Source organism: Halovivax ruber XH-70, assembly GCF_000328525.1.
Classification (GTDB): Archaea; Halobacteriota; Halobacteria; order Halobacteriales; family Natrialbaceae; genus Halovivax; species Halovivax ruber.
On sequence record NC_019964.1, the window covers coordinates 2098031 to 2119136 of the forward strand.

Here is a 21106-nt window from a genome sequence, read left to right on the forward strand (position 1 = left end):
GAACGATTGTCGGTGACCCGCTGCTCGCGGTCGAAGCGGCTGATCGATCGGACGGATCCGTCATTACTCAAGAAAGGAGTGGACGGTACTTGAGCGGCGACGTTGATAAGAGAACGACGGCGGGTCAGGATGGGCCGCTACCGGCGGCGATATCGCTCCAGGACGGCTGGCAACCGCTTCGCGACGGTCCCACCGAGTCGATCCCGGAGGCTCCCGAGCAGCCCGTTCGGAACGAGCAGGACGAACGCGACGAAGACGATGCCGAGGTACAGCGGCGCGCGTCCGGCGACCGCGGAGTTGATCACGTCGCCGAGCGTCACGCCGAGGACCTCGGTCGAGAGGATCGGTTCGCCCAGCGTCTCCCGGAGGTACGGGGCGAGCCCGCCCTGTTCGGCCGACAGCACGTCCTCGAGCCACTGGAAGAACCCGGCGCCGAACAGCGGCCCGGCCAGCGTCCCGATGCCACCGATGATCGTCACGATCAGCGCGTCGGCGGTCACCAGGAAGTAGAACGTGTCGTCGGGCGAGGCGTTGTTGGAGAAACCGGCGAAGAGCGCGCCGGCGATCGCCGCGAAGAAGGCGCTGAAGCCGAACGCGACCATCTTGTACCAGAAGACGTTGTAGCCCACGGCGCGGGCACGCTCCTCGTTCTCGCGGATGGCGATCATCACCCGGCCGAACGGCGAGTGGATGATCCGCTGCATCGCGAAGTAACAGACGAGGACGACGAGCCCGATTGCCCAGTAGGATACCCACGTCGCCGAGAGGTCCAGCCCGAGGCCGAACACGTTCTCGAAGCTGTCGCCGGCCAGCCGTCCGATCGCGACAGAGAGCGAGTCGACGTACGGAATCCCGATCTCCGGGGTAGGTCCGTTGTGACTCGGTCCACTCAGCGGATTCCCGGCGGCGTAGTCCCAGTTGCGCACCAGGACGTAGATCACCTGGGCGACGCCGAGGGTGATCATCGCGAAGTAGACCCCCGAGAGCCGGAACGAGACGAGGCCAATCGCCAGCGCGAGGGCGAACGCGACCAGGCCTGCCAAAATCATGGTAACCATGAACGGCGTCTCCGGGGAGAGTCCCGGAACCTTGCCGTTCGCCGCCAGAATAATGCCATAGGCACCGACGCCGTAGAACGCCGCGTGGCCAAACGACAGGTACCCGGTGTAGCCGCTGATAAAGTCGAAGCTCATCGCGAACAGCCCCAGGAAGAACAGTGCGATCACGAACGTCGTCGCGGGGAGGAACGCGTCGAAGAACGCGCCGGGATCGACGGTCGCGACGACGAGGTCGATCGCAGGAATGGCCGTCAGCTGGGCGTACAGGAGCGGATACACTACGAAGAGCGCGACGACCGCCGCGTGAGAGAGGTGGTCGCGCGCATAGAGGTGAAGCCAACTGTCGGCTTCGTCCGCCGCTGCATCGGCCGGCGAGGAGTCGCCCTCGGGAGTCAGCCGCTCCACCTCGCCGGTTGGCGTCGTCCGAGTAGACTCGCTATCGGTCGTCGAACGATCCGTCGTTGCCGTCCGTCCGGTTCCGTCATTCGTCGAATCAGTCATGTTCGATGGCGTTCGCCCGGAGTCCGGTTCCTGTCCACCGTCCGTCCGGACCAGCGATCGGCGGTCGGCTGCAGGTGGGTCACCCGCGTCGCGTCGAGGGGAGCTAATGGCCGCCCACCTCCTCGACCCCGTAGAGTCCCTGCGGTTTGACGACGAGCGTTGCCACCAGCAACAGGAAGATCGTCACTTCGGGGAGGCCCGGGAACGTGACGATCCCGGTGTGGAACAGCCACGTCGTAAACGAGTCGGCGACGCCCACGACGAGCGCTGCCGCGACCGTCCCCTTGAACGAGCCGAGGCCGCCGATGACGACGACCACGAACGCGAAGAGGAGCACGTCGATGTTGAGCAGGACGCTCGGGCCCCACGTTGGATCCCACGTGAGGAAGACCCCGCCGAGGGCGGCCAGGCCGGTTCCGATCCCGAAGACGACCGTGAACGCCCGGCGAACGTCGACGCCGAGCGCCTCGACCATCTCCGAATCCTCGCTCCCCGCGCGAATGTACAGTCCGTACAGGGTCCGCGTCAGGAAGAGCCAGACCGCAGTTGCGACGAGGATGCCGCCCGCCGCGGCGAAGAGATAGAAGGCCCTGACGTTGATACCGAGCGTCTCCTGTAAGATATCGATCGATCCTTCGAGGACGGCAGGGATCGTTCCCGCTGCAGCGGACCACGTCGGTTCGGGTTGAATACCTCGCAGCGTCGTGACGATCCGGGACAGTTCCTCGAGGACGAGGCCGATCCCGAACGTCAGCAGGATCTGGTACGTCGGCGGCCGGTCGTAGATCGGTCTGACGAGCTTCGTCTCGACGGCGGCGCCGAACGCCGCCATCACCGCGAAGACGACGCCCGCAGCGACGACGAACAGCAGGAGACGGGTACCGACACCCGAACCGGCCGAGATCGTCCCGACGAGGACGATCCCACCGACGTAGGCGCCGAGCATGGCGAACGCACCGTGAGCGAAGTTGAGGACGCCCATCAGGCCGAACACCAGTGTCAGCCCGACCGCGATCATGAAGTAGATCGCCGCCTTACCCATCCCTTCGAGGAGGATCCGGACGAGCGTGTCGGGCTGGAGTAGTCGAGCCAGGAAGTCGCCGACTCCGCCGAGCGCCAGCGGCACGTCGACAAACGACACTATCGCGGCGAGTTCAGGGACGACAGCGAGTCCCGCGAGGAACCCAGACAGTGTCCCGATCATGCCGCGAGGTACCTCCGGATTCGTTCGTCGTCCGCGGTGACGCCCTCCGTCGATCCCGACTCGACGACGGTCCCCTGATCGAGCAGGTAGAACCGGTCGGCCAGGTCCATCGCGAGCGGGAAGTTCTGTTCGACGAGGATCATTGTCGTCTCCGCCGAGGCTTCGCGTAGCGCGTCGACGACCTGTTCGACGATCATCGGCGCCAGTCCCTCGCTCGGCTCGTCGACGAGCAGGAGATCGTTGTCACCGACCATTCCGCGGGCGATGGCGAGCATCTGCTGCTGGCCACCGCTCAGGTTGCGCGCTTCTTCGTCCCGGAACCGTTCGAGATCCGGAAACAGCGTGAAGATCTCGTCTCTGAGCGACTCGTACTCGCCGTCCGGGCCGACGGCGATACGGACGTTCTCCTCGACGGTGAGGTAGCCGAACACGCGTCGCTCCTCCGGGACCCACCCGACACCGCGGTTCGCGACGTCGCTGGTCGCCAGGCCGGTTACGTCCTCGCCTGCGAACCTGACAGTCCCCTCCCGCGGCGGTGTGAGTTGCAGGATCGATCGGAGCGTCGTCGTCTTGCCGACTCCGTTGCGCCCGAGAAGGGCGACGATCTCACCCGCCTCGACCTGTAGGTCCACGCCCTGCAGGACGTGACTCTCGCCGTAGTACGTGTGGACGTCTTCGAGTTCGAGCACGCTCATGGTCGGCCCTCCGCAGGCGCCACGACTGCTCGCTGTGATACGATCGCGACCGCATCGGCCCGACACATCAGGCGCTCACCCCGACGTCGCCGTTCGCGTCGTCGTCCGATTCGACTGCACCGCCGGAACTATCGTAGCCACCCAGGTACGCGCGCTGGACCGCATCGCTGTTGCGAACCGTCTCCGGCTCGCCCTGTTCGATCAGTTCGCCCTGGTTGAGGACGGCGACCCGATCGCTGATGTCCATGACGACGTCCATGTTGTGCTCGATCAGCATGACCGCGTGATCGGCAGCGACGTCTTCGATAATGTCCGTCACCGTGCCCACGTCTTCGCTCGAGACGCCGGCCGTCGGCTCGTCTAACAGGAGGAGGTCAGGGTCGCCGGCGAGTGCAACGCCGATCTCGAGCGTGCGCTTCTCGCCGTGGCTCAGGTTCTCCGCGGGTTCCGCGGCGTCGGCGGCGAGGCCGATCCGGGAGAGAATCGATTCGGCTTCCGCGACGTGGTCGTCGAACGCGTTCGCGTTGCGCCAGAACTGCCAGGAGTCGCGCCCACGGTGGGCCTGCACGGCGATCCGGACGTTCTCCAGAACCGACACCGTCGGGAAAACATTCGTGATCTGATATGAGCGATGGAGGCCAAGCAACGCCGTCTCGTGGGTCGGCGCGTCCGTGATGTCGACGGGGTCGGACCGCGACGTCGGCGCGAACTCGATCCGTCCGGCGGTGGGTTCGAGGGCACCGGTCAGCAGGTTGAAAAAGGTCGTCTTCCCCGCTCCGTTCGGCCCGATGACCGAGCACAGCTCACCGTGGTCGAGGGTGAAGTCGACGCCCTCGACCGCCGTGATGGCCCCGAAGTCCTTCGTCAGGTTGTGAGTCGAGAGGAGCATGGTCTCAAAGCGAGCAGCTCGATTCGCTGGCCGGTACCATCACCTCGTCGGCCGCGTACGTCTCGACCGGTTCACCCGGCATGACTGCGGCGTCCCACGAATCCGCCCACTCGTCGGTCGTCGGCACGGGCCAGGCGACGGTCATCGAGGAGGCCGCCTGGTTGTTGTGCTCCTGGAACGTGTACGCACCCTCGCCTTTCGGCGTCTCCTCGACAGTCATCCCGCGCATGGCCGCGGCGACATCGGCGCCCTGGGTGGAGCCCGACTCGTCGATGGCCTGGCCGACCGCCGAGCCGCCGACGAACGTCCCCGCGCTGAAGAGGTCGGGGACGATGCCGTAGGCGTCGACGTGCATGTCGATGAACGAATCGTTGATCGGGTTGTCGTACTGGTTCCAGTGGTAGCGCGTCGTGAACGGCCCCAGCTGGGCGTCCTTGATGTCCTGCTCGGTGAATCCCTCGCCGAGCGTCGCTTCGATCGTCGAGCCGATGACCTGGTTCGTCACCAGTTCGGCGAAGCCGCCGAACGCCTGCATCTCGTCGTACTCCATCGCCGTCGGCAGGAACTCGGGCAGCGTCGCGAACGTGAAGCCGCCGACGACCCCGTCGGCCCCCTGCTCGACAGCCTCGTCGAACAGCCCGCCGAACTCGCTGTAGCCGGACTCGACGAAGCGTGGCTCCAGCACGTCGATCCCCTCGCCTTCGAGCACTTCGGTGTAATTGCTCGCGACGCCCTCACCGAAGGCACCCTCGGCGGCGAAGATCGCGACGGTCGAGACGTCTCCCTGCTCGGCGACGTACCGGCCGCCCGCACGGGCGTCCATCGCAGTGTGCTCGCTCGCGCGGAACAACTGTTCGTGACAGTAGTCGTTCGAGACGGTGATGTCGGCGTCCGCGGCCGGGCCGACGACGTAGGGAATGTCCGTCTCGGTGAGCACGCTGGTCGAGATCTGGCGCGCCGAATCGGAACTGGAGGCACCGAACAGGAGGTCGACGTCCTCGTCGATGATCAAGTCCTCGGCGACGCTCTGGGCCGTGCTCGGATCGAACCCGGTGTCCTGGACGACGAACTCGAACGTCGGTCCGTCGTCGGTCTCCATCTCGTACGTCCCCGTCTCCACGCTCTCGACCGGGTCAGCCCCGTATCGATGCGCGAGGCCGGAGTAAAAGCCCATCAGGCTGATCTCGCCGTAGTACGCCAGGTCGCCCGACGTCGGCTGCAGGGCCCCGATTTTGAAGGTGTCGCCGCCACCGCCGCCACCGTCTCCGGGATCGGCGATACAGCCAGCGAGGCTCGCCATGCCGGCCGCCCCGAAGGCGCCTGTACTCCGCAGCACCGTCCGTCTGTCGAGACGTTTTACCATACACTAGAGTTTAAGGTTCCTTACCCTGCAAAGCCGGCGGGGTTGATATGCGAACCTTCGACGGGCGCTCGGGTCGGATTCCGTCGATAGCTCCGGGACGAGGACGGCGTCAGACAGTTGAGAGAGGCAAGAAAGAGTGGGTAGCGGAGGAGAGAAAGAGGAGAGAAGGGGTGCGAGAAAAGAAGAGAAGAGGAGAGAAGGGGTGCGAGAAAAGAAGAGAAGAGGGAGAGAGGGAGAGGGAGAAAAAGGATAGAGAGAGCGCCTCAACGCGTGTCTTCGATCGTGTCCATCGCGTCGACGACGCGTTTCAGGATCTTACGCTCTGCGCGGCGAACGTTCTTCGAGACCGCCGTGTCGGAGACGTCGAACTCGTTTGCCAGCATCTGCAGGGTGGCGCCGCGAGGCTGGTTGAAGTAGCCCTTCTCGGCCGCGACGGCCAGCGTCTGTCGTTCCGTCTCGGAGAGCTGGCGACAGGCTTCGAGCAGCGTCTCGGCGGCGTCGGTGTTCTTCATGAGGTCGAACATCGGGTCGAGTTCGAGGCCGTGGCGCTCCTCGACGGTGAACTCGTTGTTGACCTCGAGTTCGGCGAGCGTGTCGTCGGCGACCGTTGCATCGTCGAAGCCGACCTCCCAGCGCTCGCTACCGGCTTCGATCTCGAAGGGGCCGGTGATGAATCCGCCGTTGTTCCGGATGACGCGCATGGCGTTGGTCTCGGCGATCGTCGTCTTGATCAGTGCGACGTCGTCGTGCTTTTTGAACAACTCGCACTGGTGCATGTTCCCGTGCGTCTGCAGCGTCGACAGGCCCGACTCGAGCGAGTTGCGGCTCCGGCCCTCGACCATCATCCGCGTCTCGAGTTCGCGGGTGGCCGAATCGAAATCCCACTGCAACGCACGGAAGGTCACGTCGTGGTCGTCAGTGGTCTCGATGAACGGGCAGTCGTACTGCTCCATGTCCATCGTGACGTCGATCATGACACTCTAGTGCGGACGAACGCGGTTAAGTGTTGCTCGTCCTCGACGGAACCGACTGTGACAGTCCCGCTGTGTCGAAGAACCATCGATTCTCCCCGGAGAAACTGACCGTTCATGCGGACTCACCGAATTCGGCTGCGATCGCCTCACGATCGAGTTTCGACGGGCCGCTGGTGGGCATCTCGTCGACGAACGCGAGTGCGGCCGGGATCTTGAACCGGGCGATCCGCCCGTCGAGGAACGCCTCGAGTTCCTCGATCGTCAGCGACTCGTCGCCCTCGACGACGGCCTTGCCGACGGTCCCCCACGTCTCGTCGGGAACGCCGATGACGACGACCTCCTCGACGGCCGGGTGGTCGGCGACCGCGTCTTCGACCTCCGGCGGAAACACGTTCTCACCCCCGCTGACGAACATGTTCTTCTTTCGACCCTCGATGTGGTAGTAGCCGTCCTCGTCGACGCGGGCAAGATCGCCAGTCGAGATCCAGCCCTCGCCGAAGGTCTCGGCCGTCTCCGTCTCGTTGCCCCAGTAGCCGGCGGCCGCGTGGGGCCCGGACAGTTCGAGTTCGCCGATCTCGCCGTGCTCGACGGGGGAGCCGTCCTCGTCGACGATCCGTGCATCGACGTACGGCGCGGGCCGACCGACGCTCGCCACCTTTTCGGGCTCGAACTCGTCCGGCATCGCGAAGTTGTTCGGCCCGATCTCCGTCAATCCGTAGCCCTGCGTGAGGTCGACGCCGCGCTCGCGCCAGGCCTGCACGATCGAGTCCCGGCAGGGACCGCCGCCGCTCTTGGCGAACCGAAGCGTCGAGAGGTCCGTCGACGCCCAGTCCTCGTGGCGAGCCATCGTCCGAAGGACGGCCGGCACCGCGACGAGCACCGTCGCCCCCTCAGACTCGACCTGTTCGAGCACGCGCCCGGGATCGACCTCGCGGTCGATGAGCAACGTCCCGCCCATCGCGAGGATCGGCAACGTGAGGACGTTCCAGCCGCCGGTGTGGAACGAGGGGAACACCATCGGCGCGATGTCGTCCGGCCGCAGCCCCCACGCGGTGATCGTGTTGAACGCGTTCCAGTGGATCGAGCCGTGCGTGATCGTCGTCTCCTTCGGCGTGCCGGTCGAACCGCCGGTGTGCAGGAGGAGGTGCGGATCCCCGAGTGACCGTTCGCACGACGCGACGGGACTCCCGTCGGCTGGAAGTTCGTCGTCGTAGATTCCCCAGCCGCCGGCAGGTTCGTCGGTCTCTATCTCGAGGACCGTCGGTTCGACGGACGCCCGGGCGATGGCGTGCTCCAGCCGCTCGACGTAGGGCGACTCGATCACGAGCAACTGCGGATCGATCAACTCCAGCAACTCGGCGAGTTCCGGCGGCGCCAGTCGGTAGGAAAGTGGCGCGAGCACCCCGCCGGTCTTGCCGCAGGCCGCGAAGAGGTCTATCATCTCGATGCGGTTCCGGGTGACCAGCGCGACGCGGCTCCCGTCGACGACGCCGTTTGCCTCGAGCAGTCGGGCGGTCCGGTTCGCCCGGCGGTCGAGGGCGGCGTACGTGTAGGACTCGCCGTAGCCTTCGTCGACGATTGCCGTCCGATCGGGCGACAGCGACGCCCGTTTCCCGGTCCAGTCACCCACCCACTCGTAGGCCGGCTCGCCCCACGTCATGCGTCCCCCAGCGGGTGGGTTTCGAGGAACGAACGCACCCGCTCGGTCACCGCGTCGGCTTCCTCGATGAAGAAGAGGTGGTGGGCGCTCTCGAACCGTTCCAGGGTGACGTTCGGGAGCCCCTCGGCCAGCAGCGTCGCGTTCTCGAACGGGAGCACGCGATCCGCCGTCCCGTGGGCGACGAGTGCCGGCAGGTCGATGGACGAGAGTTCGTCGCTCGCGTCGAACTGCAGGACGCCGACAGCCTGTGCCTCACGAGCCGCGTCGCTGGCGTCGCTCTCCAGGCGCCAGTCCACGATCCGTTCGACGAGTTCCGGATGCTCCGCGTAGAACGTCTCCGAGACGGCCGGTCGCATCCGGTGTGTGATCGTCTCGCGCTCGTCGGCGCCCTCGGGTACGTCGAACATGACCTGCTGGGTCTCCTCGGGAACGGGGATGGCGTCGGGACCGCCGGGAGACGTACAGAGCAGTGAAAGTGTCGCCGCCCGGTCGAAATCTGTCGCGTATCGCAGGGCGATCATCCCACCCATGCTCGCGCCGACGACGTGGGCACGGTCGATCGACTCGGCATCGAGGACGGCCTCGACGTCGCCCGCCATCTCGGCGATCGTATACGGCCCCGATGGCGCATCGGAGTCGCCCGCACCCCGGTTGTCGATCCGGACCGTCCGGTACTCGTCGGAGAGCCCCTCCCGTTGCCAGCGCCACATCCAGCGACCGTAGCCGAGTCCGGCGAGGAAGACGACCGGGTCGCCATCTTCCGGCCCCGCGATGTCGTAGGCCAGCTCGACCCCGTCGTGTTTCGTGGTCTGCATGTCTCTTCGTACACACCGTTCGGAAAAGTACCTCGTCGTTCGAATATCAACCCGCGGCTACAGGCCGGTCGGGTCGAAAGGGAACGTATGCCCGTAGCCAGCCCTGGCGACAGCGCTTCGGCCAGTCGGACCGTCACCCAGGACCGAATCCGTGACTTCGCAGCCATCACCGGCGACCAGAATCCGCTCCACACGGACCCCGACTACGCGAGCGACGGCTTCTTCGGCGAACCGATCGCTCACGGGATGCTCGCCGCCGGCGTCGTCTCCAGCGCACTCGCGTCGCTCCCCGGCGACATCGTCTACGTCTCACAGGATCTCGGCTTCGAGGCGCCCGTCTACCCCGGCGACACGGTGACGGCGACGGCCGACGTGCTGGAACCGATCGAGGGCGACCGCCTGCGCGTCGAAACCACCGCAGAAACCGAGGACGGCGTCGTCGTCACCGGCGAAGCCGTCGTCCTCTCGCTCGAACACGAGTGACGGTCGCTTCGTCGACGAGACTACCGATCACACCAGCACGCGCTCGAGTTCGACGACCGTTCCAGACTCGGCATCCGGGTCGCCGATCAGATTACCCAGACAGACCGCCGATCCGTTCGGCGTGTAGCAGGCGACGAGTGGCGCGTCAGTTCGCGAATCGCCGTCCGCCCCATCGCGCCCGGAGTCCACGTCGAGGACCCCCGGCGCGTAGACCGGTGCACCGTTGGCGACCTCCGCCGCCGCGTTCTCCGCGATCGTCACCGCCGGCAGGTCCGACAGGATGCGTTCTGCGGGATCCACCATCGACCGGAGCGGGTCCGGCTCGTCGTCCTCGATCCAGAAGGCGAGCGCGTCGATCAGATCGGTCGCGCTGACGAGATCGCGGTCGTCGAACGGGTCGGTCGCCGTCCGCCGCAGATCGCCCATGTGCGCGCCCGTTCCGAGTGCGAGGCCCAGGTCGTGACAGAGTTTCCTGACGTAGGTTCCGCTCTCACAGCGAATTCGCAGGAGGACCCGACGGTCCTCGATCTCCAGCGCGTCTATGTCGTAGATCTCCCGGACGCGAAGACGGCGCGACACCGCGCTCTTTCGAGGCGGTTTCTGGTAGATCGGCCCCTCGAATTCGGCGAGCGTCGACTCGACGTCGGTTGGAACCGGCCCGTGACACTCGAGAACGGCGACGTACTCCTTGGCCCCTTCGAGAAACACCTGGGCGAGCCGGGTCGCGTCGCCGAGCATCACAGGGAGACAGCCGGTTACCTTGGGATCCAGCGTCCCGGCGTGGGCCGCTCGTCCGATCGGGTCGTGACCGGCCTCGGCGAGGCGGTCGTCGACGGCGTCTCTGATCCAGGCGCTCACCTGGTGCGACGAGGGACCAGGCGGCTTGTCGAGGTTGACGACGCCGAAGCTCAACAGGGACGCGATCGACCGGTCGTCGGGTGGGTCACGGAGTGACATGGGTGAGGCAGTCAGAAGTCGACGTCGAGGTCGACGGGAGCCAGGCCCTCGTCACCGTCGGCGTCGTACTCCTCGACGGCGGTGGTGAGCATATCGAGCACCGCCTCGGGGGTCCAGCGGGCCGTGTTGACCGAGAGGTCGTAGATCTTCAGATCCTCGATGTCGATCCCGTAGTACTCCTCGTAGCGCTGGGCCTCGCTGGCCTCGCGGGCCCGCGTCTCCTCCGTTGCAGCCACCGGATCCTTCTCTTCGCGCTCGGCGATGCGCTCACCACGGACCGGGGCTGGTGCGTCGAGCCAGAACTTGAAGTCGGCGTGTTCAGCGGCGAGCCAGCCGGCGAGTCGAGATTCGAGGACGAGGTCGTCGCGTTCGACGGCGACCTCGCGGAGACGCCGGTCGAGGTCGCGATCGATCGAGTCGTTCTCTTCGGCGAGTTTGTTGAACTCGAGTGGCGTGTAGCCTCGTTCGTCGGCGAGTTCACGGAAGATGTCTCCGCCGCTTACGTGTTCGAGGTCGAAGTGTTCGGCGAGCAAGGCCGCCGTCGTACTCTTTCCGCTCCCGGGTGGGCCGGAGACGGTCAGTAACATACCCGATGTGCGCGGGGGGACCTGAAAGGGGTTTTGAATCGCCGTTCGTCCCGCGTACGGCGGTAGCGGTGGAACACCGCTCACCACCCACCCAGTAGCTCATACACAAACAAAATCTCACACACACACCATCAACCGTGGATCACGAACGTGGAGTGAGACGGTGGGCCGACGCTCGGTTCACGCTCCGGTGATCGAGAGTCGGTGGCAACGGACAGATGAACGTCGTTCGGTGTAGAACAGATCGAAGAAGGAAGTCTGACCAGCGAACTTCAGTCCGTGGTGGGACTCATGTTGATGTCGAGGGCCTTGCGGATGACCTGCGAGAAGCCCATCGAACACAGGAAGTACCAGATAATCCAGGCCGGCATCGGACCGAGCGCGCCGTCACGTAACGACGTCTCGCCGATCATCGGGAGGATCATCCGGGCTTCCATGCCACTGACCGCCTGCGGTGCGGACGGAGAGACACGGAGCTTCCAGTACATCCAGAGGAACAGCGGGATGATAAAGAGCATCGACCAGACCATCATCCGGCCCTGCTCTTTGAACATACCGAGGTTCTCGCCCATCGACTCCATCTGCTCTTTCTGGACGCGGTCGACCTCGTTCTGGAGGCGTTCGATCTCGGCCTCGTTGGCGTCGCGTTCTTTCGCCTCCTTGAGCGCCTTCTGGGCCTCCTTCGTCCGCTCGCTGACGGCCTGCATGCGCTTCTGGTACTTCCCCATCCGTTCGGGGTCCATGACGTTCGACTGGACGAGGGCCGAGGCCAGCCCGGTCAGCAGGGAGATCGAGAGGATGACGGCGTAGAACGGCAGGTTCGCGTCGAGCGGACCGAGAAACACGTTCATCGTGTTCCCGACGGCGTTGCGGACGGTCCCAGACATGTAGCCGATCATCAGCAAGAGTGCCGTCAGCCCGGCGAGTTTGTCCCACTGGGACCACTTCGACGCCTCGGGATCGATCTCGACGCCGCCGAGCGGTTGGTCGTCTCCATCGCCATCCAGGGCTTCGTCGAACGCCTCGCGATCGGCGATCTCGAAGCCCCCATTTCCATCGACCAGCACGCCCTGTTCGATGATTCGGCCCCACTGGCCGCTCGTGAGGTCGTCGCTGACGTCGCCCCACGCGACCTCGCCCCCGTTTTCGTCCGCGTGCTCCCTGATCGATTCGAGGGCGGACTCCATCTCCGCGTCCTCGCGAAGGAGCGAGTTCACTTTCTCCACCGTACGGGTCATTCGTTCGAGCCTAGGCCACCTCCAGTATACAAGCCTTTTTCTTCGGTCACGGGCCAGCGGGTCTCGACGTCCCCTCGTTCGAACCGGAGCCGCCTGTTCGAACGGCTCGACGACCGCTCTCCCGCTCGAGACAGCCCTCGTGACTCGATCTATCTGACAAACTGTTTTACCGGGGGGCCAGTAGGGCCCGCATGGACCAACTGAATCGGATGGCGATCGAGCTGGTCGACGAAGCGCTCGAGTACGCCGAGGAGTTGAACGTCGGCGTCACCGAGCTCGACTCCGAGTCGACCATCCTCGACTTCGGTATCGATCACCCCGGCGGGATGGAGGCCGGGCTGTTGCTCGCCGAGATCCAGACCGCCGGCCTCGCGACGCTCCGTCGCGAGCTCGGGACCGTCGGCAGTGCGACGGTGCCGTACGTCGAACTCTCGACCGACCAGCCCGCCCTGTCGCTGCTCTGTGCGCAGAAAGCCGGCTGGGAACTCGCGACAGAGGACTTCGAGGGACTCGGAAGCGGGCCAGCCCGCGCGCTCGTCGGCGAAGAGGACGTCTTCCATCGGATCGGCTACTCGGAGACGTTCGATCTGACCGCACTCGCCGTCGAGACCGACCAGTACCCGACCGAAGCCGCCGCGGATCAGGTCGCCGCGTTCGCCGACGTCCAGCCCAGCGGTGTCTTCCTGCTGGCGTACCCGAGCGCGAGTCTCGTCGGCAGCGTAACGAACGCCGCCAGAGCCGCAGAGCTTTCGACCTACCGGCTGGCCGAACTGGGGTACGACCCGCGTGACATCGTCTCGGCGAGCGGGCGCGCACCGGTTGCCCCCGTGGCCGGAGACGAGGGCACGGCCATCGCCCGAACGACCAGCGCGCTGGCCTACGGCGGGCGCGCTCACCTGGTCGTCCGCGAACCGTTCGACGACTTCGACGCGATCACGTCGACCGCCGCGGCCGACCACGGCGTGCCCTTCGTCGAGATCTTCGAGGGAATGGACTGGCACTTCGACGACGCACCGGCCGAACTATTTGGCCCCGCGACCGTAACCGTCGACGTGATCGGCGGCGAGACACACACGTTCGGCCAGACGCACGAAGACGTGCTCGTCGAATCCTTCGACCTGTAATCCACCCCTGGAGGACCGGCCCGTGCAATTCAAACCGCTTCCCGACCCGCCGACCGACGACCCGCTCGACACGCTCGAGCGGGTACGATCGGCGCTTCCGAGCACGCCGGAGCCGAATCTGGACTGTTGTGCCCGCGTGATGGCGGAAACGACCGTCGAAACACGCGACGAAGCCGGCGACTGGCTGACGTTCTGTCGCGCGCTCGAACTCGCTGCAGCGGAACCCGATGGCTACCGACGTACCGGACGGTCTGCCACCCTCGGTCGACCCAGCTTCGGGTCGACGTTCCGAGATCGCGTCCTCGGGGCCGACGAGGTGATTGGCACGCTCGAAGCGGCCGACGATCCGCTCACACCGAACACGCTCTTCGCTCGACTCGACGACGCGGACGCGATCCCACGCTCGGCCAGGCGCCGACACGGCGACCAGCTCGAAGCGCACTGGACCGACCGGATTCGTCGAATTCTCGACTGGGCGGTCGCGTTCGACAATGTCGAACGCATCTGCGACGGCTATCGGGCCTGAATGAGTACCAGACGGCCGAAGTCACGACCGTCGGACCAGTGGCACGACTCCCCAAGCAGTGTCACGGCTATCCAAGCAGTGTCACGTCCGTCCGCCCGATGTCACAGTTACCCGACTGGCGTCACGTCGGTCACCGTCCCGACGCCTTTACTGCGGCCCTCGCGGAAGACGAACTTCTGGCCCTCCTCGACGAGGTACGGGCGGAACTTGAATCGAACGCGGGCCGTCCCGGAGTCCCCGGGGAGGAGGCGTCCGTCGTCTGGATGAAACGCGGCTGCCTCGCCGATGGTCTCTAAGTGAACCACCGGTTCGTAGCCGTCGCCGATGCGAGTCGGGTGGTTGAGCACCATCACTTCGGCCTCGAACTCCCGGACTGGGTCGGGATCGGCGTCGGCCGGCAAGAGGACCATCCCGCGCTCTAAGGCCGACTCGGCGATTCCCTTCAGGGCGATGCCGACGATTCGGCCCGACCGGGCCCGGTCGACGCGGTGATAGTGCATCTCGATCGAGCGGACCTCGACCTCGCGAAAGCCGCCGTCGGCCATCGGCCCGACGAGCAGTTCGTCGCCCGCTTCGACTTCGCCCGACTTGATCGTCCCCGAAGCGACCGCGCCGACGCCGGTCACCGAGTAGGAGCGATCCACGTACATTCGGAACGCGCCGTCCTCGCCGGCGGTCTTGGGGAGTCGGTCGAAGAGTTCGTCGAGCGTATCGAGGCCCGCGGTCGTGACCGCGCTCGTGCGTACGATCGGAACGACCGTCTCGCCGATCTCCTCGACGGCCGCGTCGACGCCGTGGCGCTCGATCGACAGCGGCGACTTCTCGACGTCGCGCAGCAGGCGTTCGACCTCGCGTTCGACCGCTTCGACGCGCTCGTCCTCGACGAGATCCGTCTTCGTGATGGCGACCATGGTCGGCAGATCCGTCGCGAGGAGGACCCCGAGGTGTTCGCGCGTGACGCGGGTTGGCCCGTCGTCGGCCGCGACGGTGAGTAACCCGTAGTCGAGCTTCTGCCCGACGAGGCCGCGGATCGTCGTCCGCAGCCATGGTTCGTGCCCGACCGTGTCGACGAACGAGACGAGGCGATCCGCCTCCTCGACGACCGCCGCGCGATCGCCCTTGCGGTTCGGATTCCGGACGTGAACTGGGCCATCGTCGTCGAACCCGTAGACTGCGTAGGAGAGGTCCGCCGAGAGGCCGCGTTCGACCTCGTGGGGCTTGACGTCGAGAAAGCTCCGCGTGTTGCCCTCGCCGTCGTCGGCCCGGCCGGTCACCAGCGAGCCGACGAGGGTGGACTTGCCGTGGTCGACGTGGCCGGCGGTGCCGACGACGACGTGTTCGGTGTCCGTCTCGAGAACCGCGCCGTCACACACCGTCGCGACGCCGACGAGGCCACTCGCGGAGTCGGCCTCACCGGCTCCCTCCGACGCGGCGTCCTTCCCGTCCTCGACGGACGAATCCGCCCCCACGTTGGACCGGTCGACGCCCCACGTCTGGACGTCTTCGATGTGGGCATCGGCTTCCTCGGCGAGCAGGGAGAGGACGTCCATCGACTCGGAGAACGCGTCCGGCGAGATGCCGGCGAGGCCGCCGTTGTCGGTGACTCCAACGACGTAGGTCGCCTCTCCGTCACCGGAGAGTACGCGATGGCGCAACTGCGCTGCGAGACTCTCGCGTCGCCCCTCCGCCAGGTGGACGTGCCGGGAGAGACGCTCTTTGAATTCGACGTTGCCACCGTCCTCCTCGCCACGGTCCAGGGCCCGCTGCAACAGGGCCCGGTCACGGGACATACAGTTCGGTACCCACTCACACAGGAAAAATCTTCGCCAGTGATGCGTGCTAGCATTCTGGGACTGTGGCCGCGTTCGTCCCGACTCGGGAATATCCCAGTACCGATCGCCCGTAACGTCGTCGAAAAGAGTTACTTCAGCGATGAGAGGGTCTCGAGCACCTTCGGCCAATGGTCGTGGCTGGCAATTGCGCAGCCTGCCAACTCGCCACCGTGCTCGGTTGCACCCATTATCGGCACGTATGGTTCGATAAAGTAGTGACCCGTCTGTTCGTAGACGACGTGTTCGAACTCCGAATGCCCGTGTTCCGCGAGCCGATCGGCCGCAATTTGCTGGAGGGCTGCCGATGGCCACAGTGTATCGTCCGCTCCGGAGAGCAGCAGAACCCGGTCATCGATGCCCTCAACCGGGATCGTCGCCCGTTGCAGGTCCGCTTCGTCAGCCATTTCGAGGGAATCGACCCCCCTGAATGGAATGTATGGAACCGGCTCCCCGTCGTGGGTCCAGGTGGATGTGTTAGTGGGCAGACCGTTGTCGCTGCCTTCGAAGACGACGCCGCTCCCCGCAACCGAGACGACTGGTCCGAACCCGTCGAATGTACTGGCTGCAAGTAGTGCGAGTTCACCACCTCTGGAACCGCCGTACAACCCAATCTGCTCGCTACCTACTGTCTCGAACGTGCGGAGAAACTCAGCGGCGGTTTCGATGTACGCAAGCGGTACTTCGCTGAGGGCCTCCGAGAGGGGCGGCGCATCGAAGTACTGGAGAGCGACCGCCGTGTAGCCATGTTCGGCCAGCAGGGCGGCGGTGGTCCGCATTGGACTCCCGCCACTTCCGTGTAACAGCAAGACGCCAGGACCCGACTGGCTATCAACCGGTTCGTACACCCAGCCGACGAGATCAGGGTGATCGAGCTCGATCCCCGCAGAGACGTCGGGAAACCGCCGGGTTAGCTTCGTCTCTCCCAACACCCCTTCGTCGGTTTCGACGCGGTACGTCGGTGTGCTCTCTCGTGGTGGCGTGTAGAAGTGCAACGACTGTTCGGCGAACTGGACGAGTGCCACGGTGAGCGGAACTTCGACCCCTTCGGGGACCGTCCCCGAAAGCGCATCTGTCCGGTCACTCACCACAGTTGCCTCCGAGAGGGTGACCGTCCCGTCGTCGGTTCGAATCGTCGCTCGGCCGTCGAAAATCGTTCCCTCGGCATCTGCACTCTCAACGACCACGTCTACCTCGGTATTCGCGGGCAGTCCCTCGATCGTCATATCGAAGGGTTCGTCGCTTCTGACCGTTTCCGGGTGGTGGAACGTCAGGATGAACTCCTCGTCGACCCCATCACCCCCGGAACCTTCATCTCCTGTCAGCGCACATCCGGCAAGTGAAGCGGTCACGGCGCTACCGGCCCCAGCCAGGATCGCTCGTCTAGTCGGCGGCAGTCGACTCATACGAAATCTTCCTCGGCCACAGACTATCATCAATCGAGTTAAATTTGTTGTGCGATTGACGTTGGATCCATCGTCGGTAATCGGTCCGGAGCCGGTTCATGCCCCCACCCGGATCGCCAGAAAGCCGAACGAGATGTCACAGAACACAAAACTCATGCAATCTACCGGGAAACTGTCTCCATGCACACCCCTGACCGATCGGATCTGGCCCTCGGACTGGCGTTGATGCTACCAGGGATCATCACCGCGGTTCTCGTCGACGGGCTGGCGGTGACGGCGCTCGTCGATCCACGGACGATCGCTGACAGCATCGCCGGGGCGATATTCCTCGGTGGCTGGGGCGGGCTCGAACACGGGATTTCGTGGGTCGCCCTCGCCGTCGTGCATCTCCTGTACTACGTCGGTGTGGGAGCCGTCGTCGCGAGTTCGCTCGCCATCGTCCGTCACAGCTGGTAACTGACCGACAGCCCACCGATCGAGCGTGACCAGTCCGGTCCGATACTGAAAGAAGTGTCGCGCGGGCTTTAGTTTCGCCGTCTGGGGTATTCTTTTGACGGGGCGGCGGGACGTATCGAGACGGATAATGACAGTGAGTGATAAAGAGGTGAGGGCGACGTGGAACTGAGCTCCGTCTACGTTGGAGTCGAAGACATGGGTCGGGCGGTCGATTTCTATAGCGAGCTCTTCGAAAGTGAACCCGAACAGGAAGAAGAACGGTATTCGATCTTTTCGTTCGGAACGGTCGATTTCGGCCTGTACAACGCCGCTTTCGACGGCTACGAGACCAGATTCGGGAACAATTGCGTGCCGAATTTCGAAGTCGCCGACGTCGACGACGCGTACGAACGGATCGAATCGCTCGCACCGAAGATGATCCACGAAACGATACTCGAATTTGGCGACTATCGAACGTTCCATTTCGTCGACAGTGAGGGAAACGAGATAGAGGTGTTCAGTCTCGATTCGACCTAGCGCTATCGTCGGGACCGAGCGCCCGCTCGTTCGATCCCGAGTCAGTGCCGTTATCGGCCGGGATGAGTCCCTCGGCTACCGTGCTTTCAAGCCCGTCGCCGTCGTGCGAGGAATATGAGCGTCGAAGGCCTCTGCCAGATCTGCGAGTCACGGCCCGCGGAGCATCAGTGTGAGAACTGCGGGGCGCTCGTCTGTGACGTCCACTTCGATTCGGAGCTGGGACTCTGTGCAGACTGTGCGGCACAGGCGCGTCCTGGAGAAGACGACGACACGGAGATTCACCGGTTCTAGGGAGCGACGACTGCCACAACGACACTCACTCGTCGCGGTACTGATTCAGTCGTTTCTTGAGGCGCTTCGCGGCCCTCCCTGCCGCCGTGTCGAAGTCTGCGCCCGCGTCCTCGCCAGCAAAGATGATCCCGCGCGAGGAGTTGACCAGTCCGACACCGTTCGCGAGGCCGTACTCGACGGCGACCTCCGCGTCGCCACCCTGGGCCCCGACGCCCGGGACGAGGAAGGGCAAGTCCGGCACCTGTTCTCTGAGTTCCTCGAGTTCCTCGGGTTTGGTCGCGCCGACGACGAGGCCCACGTTGTCGTTCTCGTTCCAGAGGTCGGCCAGTGCAGCCACGCGTTCGTACAGCGCTTCGCCGGATTCGAGTTCGAGGTCCTGGAGATCCGCCCCACCGGGGTTCGAGGTTCGACAGAGGACGAAGACGCCAGCCTCCTCGTTTGCGAGGAACGGCTGTAACGAGTCCCTACCCATGTACGGATTGACGGTGATCGCGTCAGCCGACGGCCCGGACGAGTCGGGATCGACGAGTTCGGCGTACTGTCGCGTCGTGTTGCCGATGTCCGCCCGCTTGGCGTCGAGCAAGACGGGGACGTCCTTGCCGTGGGCGTACGCGATCGTCTCTTCCAGGGCCCGGAACCCGTCGGGATCCTCGTAGAACGCCGCGTTGGGTTTGAAGACGGCCGCGTGTTCGTGCGTCGCGTCGATGATCCGCCGGTTGAACGCCCACCGCGGAAGGTCGTGATCCTGCAGGTGAGCCGGGATGCGGGACGGGTCGGGGTCGAGCCCGACGGAGACGACGCTGTCGACCGTGACGATCCGGTCGTGCAGCCGATCGAAGAAGTTCATATCCCGCGTTTCGCGACGAGGGTCGAAAACGTTGCTATCGACGCAGCCGCGTGGTCCGCGTCCGGTCGCACCCCCAGGACCGAGTCCGGTCACTCGATCGGTGCCGCCATCGTCGAGAGGAGCGCGTTCTCGGCCTGTCGCGAGTCCAGCCGCGTATGCTGACAGACGATGGGGACGTCGGCCTCGATGACGCTGGCGTAGTCAGTCCCGCGTGGGATCGGCTCCGGCTCGTCCAGTTCGTCGAACCTGACGTGGCGGGTCCGTCTCGCCGGAACCGTTACCTCGTACGGCCCTGCCGGTTCTCGATCGGCGAAGTAGATCGTGATCTCGACGGCTGCAGTCTCATCGCCCGCGTTCAAGAGACACACCGTCTCGTGGCTCTCCAGTTCCGGTTCGGGACCGGTGCTTCCCACGGGAATGTAGCCTTCCGGAATGGCCCACGTCGTCGTACCGAGCACTGGTCACACCCGTTCGGTCGACCACTCCGCTCGTCAAAACGCAGGCCCCAGACAACGCAGGGTGGACAACTGCCGAAGGCGCCCGCTGGCATCCCCATCCTGCCAGGATGGATACCGGCACCATGCGTTCGTGTCAACGACCACAATATTCATCCGTCTCCATGAGAAACAATCACCAACGATACTGAGCCATGTCCCTCACGCGGCGCCACCTGTCCCTGGTCGGACGCGGGCTCGGCGCACTGGTGATCGTCACCTGTGTCTCGCTCACGATTGCCGTGATCGCGGCGGGCGTCCTCGGCGCCACCGCCCTCCTCGTCGTCGGAACGGGACTGACACTGCTGTCTGTTCTGTTCTTCCCCGTTCTGGAGGGGACCTGGATCGTGAATTTCTGGGACCTTCCCCCGACGACGGTAGTCGCGGCGGCGATTGGAATCGGATTCGTCGCGCTCCCCGTCGTGTATCTGCGGCCGGTCCGAGCCGAGATTCGCGCGTTCGAACGGACGATCGCCGAGCCCGGAGCGTCTGCGGACGACCGCCACCCCGAACTCGCCGCGGCGAGCAGGAAACTGGCCGCTCAGGCGGGGATTCCTGAGCCCGACCTCCGCATCGTCAACCGACGACGCCCCGAGTCGTACGCGATCGGCGGCCGAACCGGCGGGACGATCGTCCTCACCCGCGGCCTGATTCGCGAACTCGACGACGCGGAGCGGGTCGCCGTGCTCGCCCACGAAATAGCACACCTGGCGAACGACGACAGTCGATTCATGCGTCGACTGCTCGTCCCGCTGCTCGTCGCCGAACGGATCGAGGTCGACGAGCGACCGACCCTGAATCGGGTCCACGGGGTGAGCCCGATTAGCCACGGCGGTCGACTCCTCGCGTGGGGTGTCCTGACCGCGGTAACGACGGGACAGGAACGCCTGTGTGAACTCGGCATCGGACTCTTCTCACGCGGGCGCGAGTTCGCGGCCGATCGTGCCGCGGCGGAGCTGACCGGGTCACCCGGCGCACTGGCGAGCGCACTCGAGACGCTCGACGACAGTCGTGGGCCCCCGACACAGGACAAGCGCGAGTACGCGCGGTCGACGAGCACGCTCGACATCCTCCCGCCAGCCAAGCGCTCGAGGAACCGGTTCTTCCGGACGCATCCCGAAACGGCTCGCCGTATCGAGCGCCTCAAGACGATGGCCGAGACAGCCCAGGAAACCCGAACGGCCTCGTGAGCG

General features: G+C 65.2%; 22 protein-coding genes. 7 read left to right on the plus strand and 15 right to left on the minus strand.

The window, feature by feature from the left end:
• Window positions 1-137: 137 nt before the first annotated feature.
• From HALRU_RS10000 to HALRU_RS10035, 8 genes are all read right to left on the minus strand, one after another.
• Window positions 138-1559 (minus strand): branched-chain amino acid ABC transporter permease, encoded by a 1422-nt coding sequence (locus HALRU_RS10000; RefSeq protein WP_015301265.1) that lies wholly within the window; start codon window positions 1557-1559, stop codon window positions 138-140.
• 103 nt (window positions 1560-1662) lie between these two features.
• Window positions 1663-2763, minus strand: coding sequence for a branched-chain amino acid ABC transporter permease (locus HALRU_RS10005; RefSeq protein ID WP_015301266.1), 1101 nt, complete (start codon window positions 2761-2763; stop codon window positions 1663-1665).
• Entirely contained in the window at window positions 2760-3458 is a 699-nt protein-coding gene (locus tag HALRU_RS10010; RefSeq protein WP_015301267.1) for an ABC transporter ATP-binding protein, read from the minus strand. The genes HALRU_RS10005 and HALRU_RS10010 overlap by 4 nt, the downstream gene beginning before the upstream one ends.
• A gap of 67 nt (window positions 3459-3525) precedes the next feature.
• The gene (locus HALRU_RS10015; protein WP_015301268.1) at window positions 3526-4347 is read right to left on the minus strand and encodes an ABC transporter ATP-binding protein; all 822 of its coding nucleotides are present in this window, start codon (window positions 4345-4347) and stop codon (window positions 3526-3528) included.
• A 4-nt stretch (window positions 4348-4351) separates the two neighbouring features.
• Window positions 4352-5710: an ABC transporter substrate-binding protein gene (locus tag HALRU_RS10020; protein WP_015301269.1), complete on the minus strand. Its 1359-nt coding sequence runs from the start codon at window positions 5708-5710 to the stop codon at window positions 4352-4354.
• A 263-nt stretch (window positions 5711-5973) separates the two neighbouring features.
• Window positions 5974-6684 carry a helix-turn-helix domain-containing protein gene (locus HALRU_RS10025; RefSeq protein ID WP_015301270.1) on the minus strand — a complete coding sequence of 237 codons (711 nt, stop codon included), beginning with the start codon at window positions 6682-6684 and terminating at the stop codon, window positions 5974-5976.
• 112 nt (window positions 6685-6796) lie between these two features.
• Window positions 6797-8344: an AMP-binding protein gene (locus tag HALRU_RS10030; protein WP_015301271.1), complete on the minus strand. Its 1548-nt coding sequence runs from the start codon at window positions 8342-8344 to the stop codon at window positions 6797-6799.
• Window positions 8341-9159, minus strand: a complete 819-nt coding sequence (locus HALRU_RS10035) for an alpha/beta fold hydrolase (protein WP_015301272.1) — start codon at window positions 9157-9159, stop codon at window positions 8341-8343. Before HALRU_RS10035 ends, HALRU_RS10030 begins: the two co-directional genes overlap by 4 nt.
• An 87-nt stretch (window positions 9160-9246) precedes the next feature.
• On the opposite strand from HALRU_RS10035, the gene HALRU_RS10040 reads away from it, so the two are divergent.
• Window positions 9247-9642, plus strand: a complete 396-nt coding sequence (locus HALRU_RS10040) for a MaoC family dehydratase (RefSeq protein WP_015301273.1) — start codon at window positions 9247-9249, stop codon at window positions 9640-9642.
• Window positions 9643-9669: 27 nt separating this feature from the next.
• Here HALRU_RS10040 and HALRU_RS10045 read toward each other — a convergent pair whose 3' ends face one another.
• From HALRU_RS10045 to HALRU_RS10055, 3 genes are all read right to left on the minus strand, one after another.
• Window positions 9670-10599 carry an RNA-guided pseudouridylation complex pseudouridine synthase subunit Cbf5 gene (locus HALRU_RS10045; protein ID WP_015301274.1) on the minus strand — a complete coding sequence of 310 codons (930 nt, stop codon included), beginning with the start codon at window positions 10597-10599 and terminating at the stop codon, window positions 9670-9672.
• Window positions 10600-10610: 11 nt separating this feature from the next.
• Complete coding sequence (cmk, locus tag HALRU_RS10050; RefSeq protein ID WP_015301275.1) at window positions 10611-11186, minus strand: (d)CMP kinase; 576 nt, start codon at window positions 11184-11186, stop codon at window positions 10611-10613.
• A 272-nt stretch (window positions 11187-11458) separates the two neighbouring features.
• Entirely contained in the window at window positions 11459-12424 is a 966-nt protein-coding gene (locus tag HALRU_RS10055; protein ID WP_015301276.1) for a DUF106 domain-containing protein, read from the minus strand.
• A 191-nt stretch (window positions 12425-12615) separates the two neighbouring features.
• Here HALRU_RS10055 and mch point away from each other — a divergent pair, with 191 nt between their 5' ends.
• The gene (mch, locus tag HALRU_RS10060) at window positions 12616-13548 is read left to right on the plus strand and encodes a methenyltetrahydromethanopterin cyclohydrolase (RefSeq protein ID WP_015301277.1); all 933 of its coding nucleotides are present in this window, start codon (window positions 12616-12618) and stop codon (window positions 13546-13548) included.
• A gap of 22 nt (window positions 13549-13570) precedes the next feature.
• Window positions 13571-14074 carry a hypothetical protein gene (locus HALRU_RS10065; protein ID WP_015301278.1) on the plus strand — a complete coding sequence of 168 codons (504 nt, stop codon included), beginning with the start codon at window positions 13571-13573 and terminating at the stop codon, window positions 14072-14074.
• Window positions 14075-14181: 107 nt separating this feature from the next.
• Here HALRU_RS10065 and HALRU_RS10070 read toward each other — a convergent pair whose 3' ends face one another.
• Window positions 14182-15864: a GTPBP1 family GTP-binding protein gene (locus HALRU_RS10070; RefSeq protein ID WP_015301279.1), complete on the minus strand. Its 1683-nt coding sequence runs from the start codon at window positions 15862-15864 to the stop codon at window positions 14182-14184.
• A 131-nt stretch (window positions 15865-15995) separates the two neighbouring features.
• The gene (locus tag HALRU_RS10075) at window positions 15996-17309 is read right to left on the minus strand and encodes an acyl-CoA thioester hydrolase/BAAT C-terminal domain-containing protein (protein WP_015301280.1); all 1314 of its coding nucleotides are present in this window, start codon (window positions 17307-17309) and stop codon (window positions 15996-15998) included.
• Between the two features lie 180 nt (window positions 17310-17489).
• On the opposite strand from HALRU_RS10075, the gene HALRU_RS10080 reads away from it, so the two are divergent.
• The 3 genes from HALRU_RS10080 to HALRU_RS15725 all read left to right on the plus strand — a co-directional run bounded on the left by HALRU_RS10080 (window position 17490) and on the right by HALRU_RS15725 (window position 18572).
• Window positions 17490-17765, plus strand: a complete 276-nt coding sequence (locus tag HALRU_RS10080; RefSeq protein ID WP_015301281.1) for a hypothetical protein — start codon at window positions 17490-17492, stop codon at window positions 17763-17765.
• A 159-nt stretch (window positions 17766-17924) separates the two neighbouring features.
• Window positions 17925-18281 (plus strand): VOC family protein, encoded by a 357-nt coding sequence (locus tag HALRU_RS10085; RefSeq protein ID WP_015301282.1) that lies wholly within the window; start codon window positions 17925-17927, stop codon window positions 18279-18281.
• A 114-nt stretch (window positions 18282-18395) separates the two neighbouring features.
• On the plus strand, window positions 18396-18572 hold the full coding sequence (locus HALRU_RS15725; protein ID WP_015301283.1) for a hypothetical protein: 177 nt from the start codon (window positions 18396-18398) through the stop codon (window positions 18570-18572).
• A 25-nt stretch (window positions 18573-18597) separates the two neighbouring features.
• Here the strand turns inward: HALRU_RS15725 and pyrF are convergent, their stop codons facing one another.
• Window positions 18598-19419, minus strand: a complete 822-nt coding sequence (gene pyrF, locus HALRU_RS10090; RefSeq protein ID WP_015301284.1) for an orotidine-5'-phosphate decarboxylase — start codon at window positions 19417-19419, stop codon at window positions 18598-18600.
• 89 nt (window positions 19420-19508) lie between these two features.
• Window positions 19509-19877 carry a sensory rhodopsin transducer gene (locus HALRU_RS10095; RefSeq protein WP_015301285.1) on the minus strand — a complete coding sequence of 123 codons (369 nt, stop codon included), beginning with the start codon at window positions 19875-19877 and terminating at the stop codon, window positions 19509-19511.
• A gap of 191 nt (window positions 19878-20068) precedes the next feature.
• On the opposite strand from HALRU_RS10095, the gene HALRU_RS10100 reads away from it, so the two are divergent.
• Window positions 20069-21103 (plus strand): M48 family metallopeptidase, encoded by a 1035-nt coding sequence (locus tag HALRU_RS10100; RefSeq protein WP_015301286.1) that lies wholly within the window; start codon window positions 20069-20071, stop codon window positions 21101-21103.
• The last annotated feature ends 3 nt before the right edge of the window (window positions 21104-21106 follow it).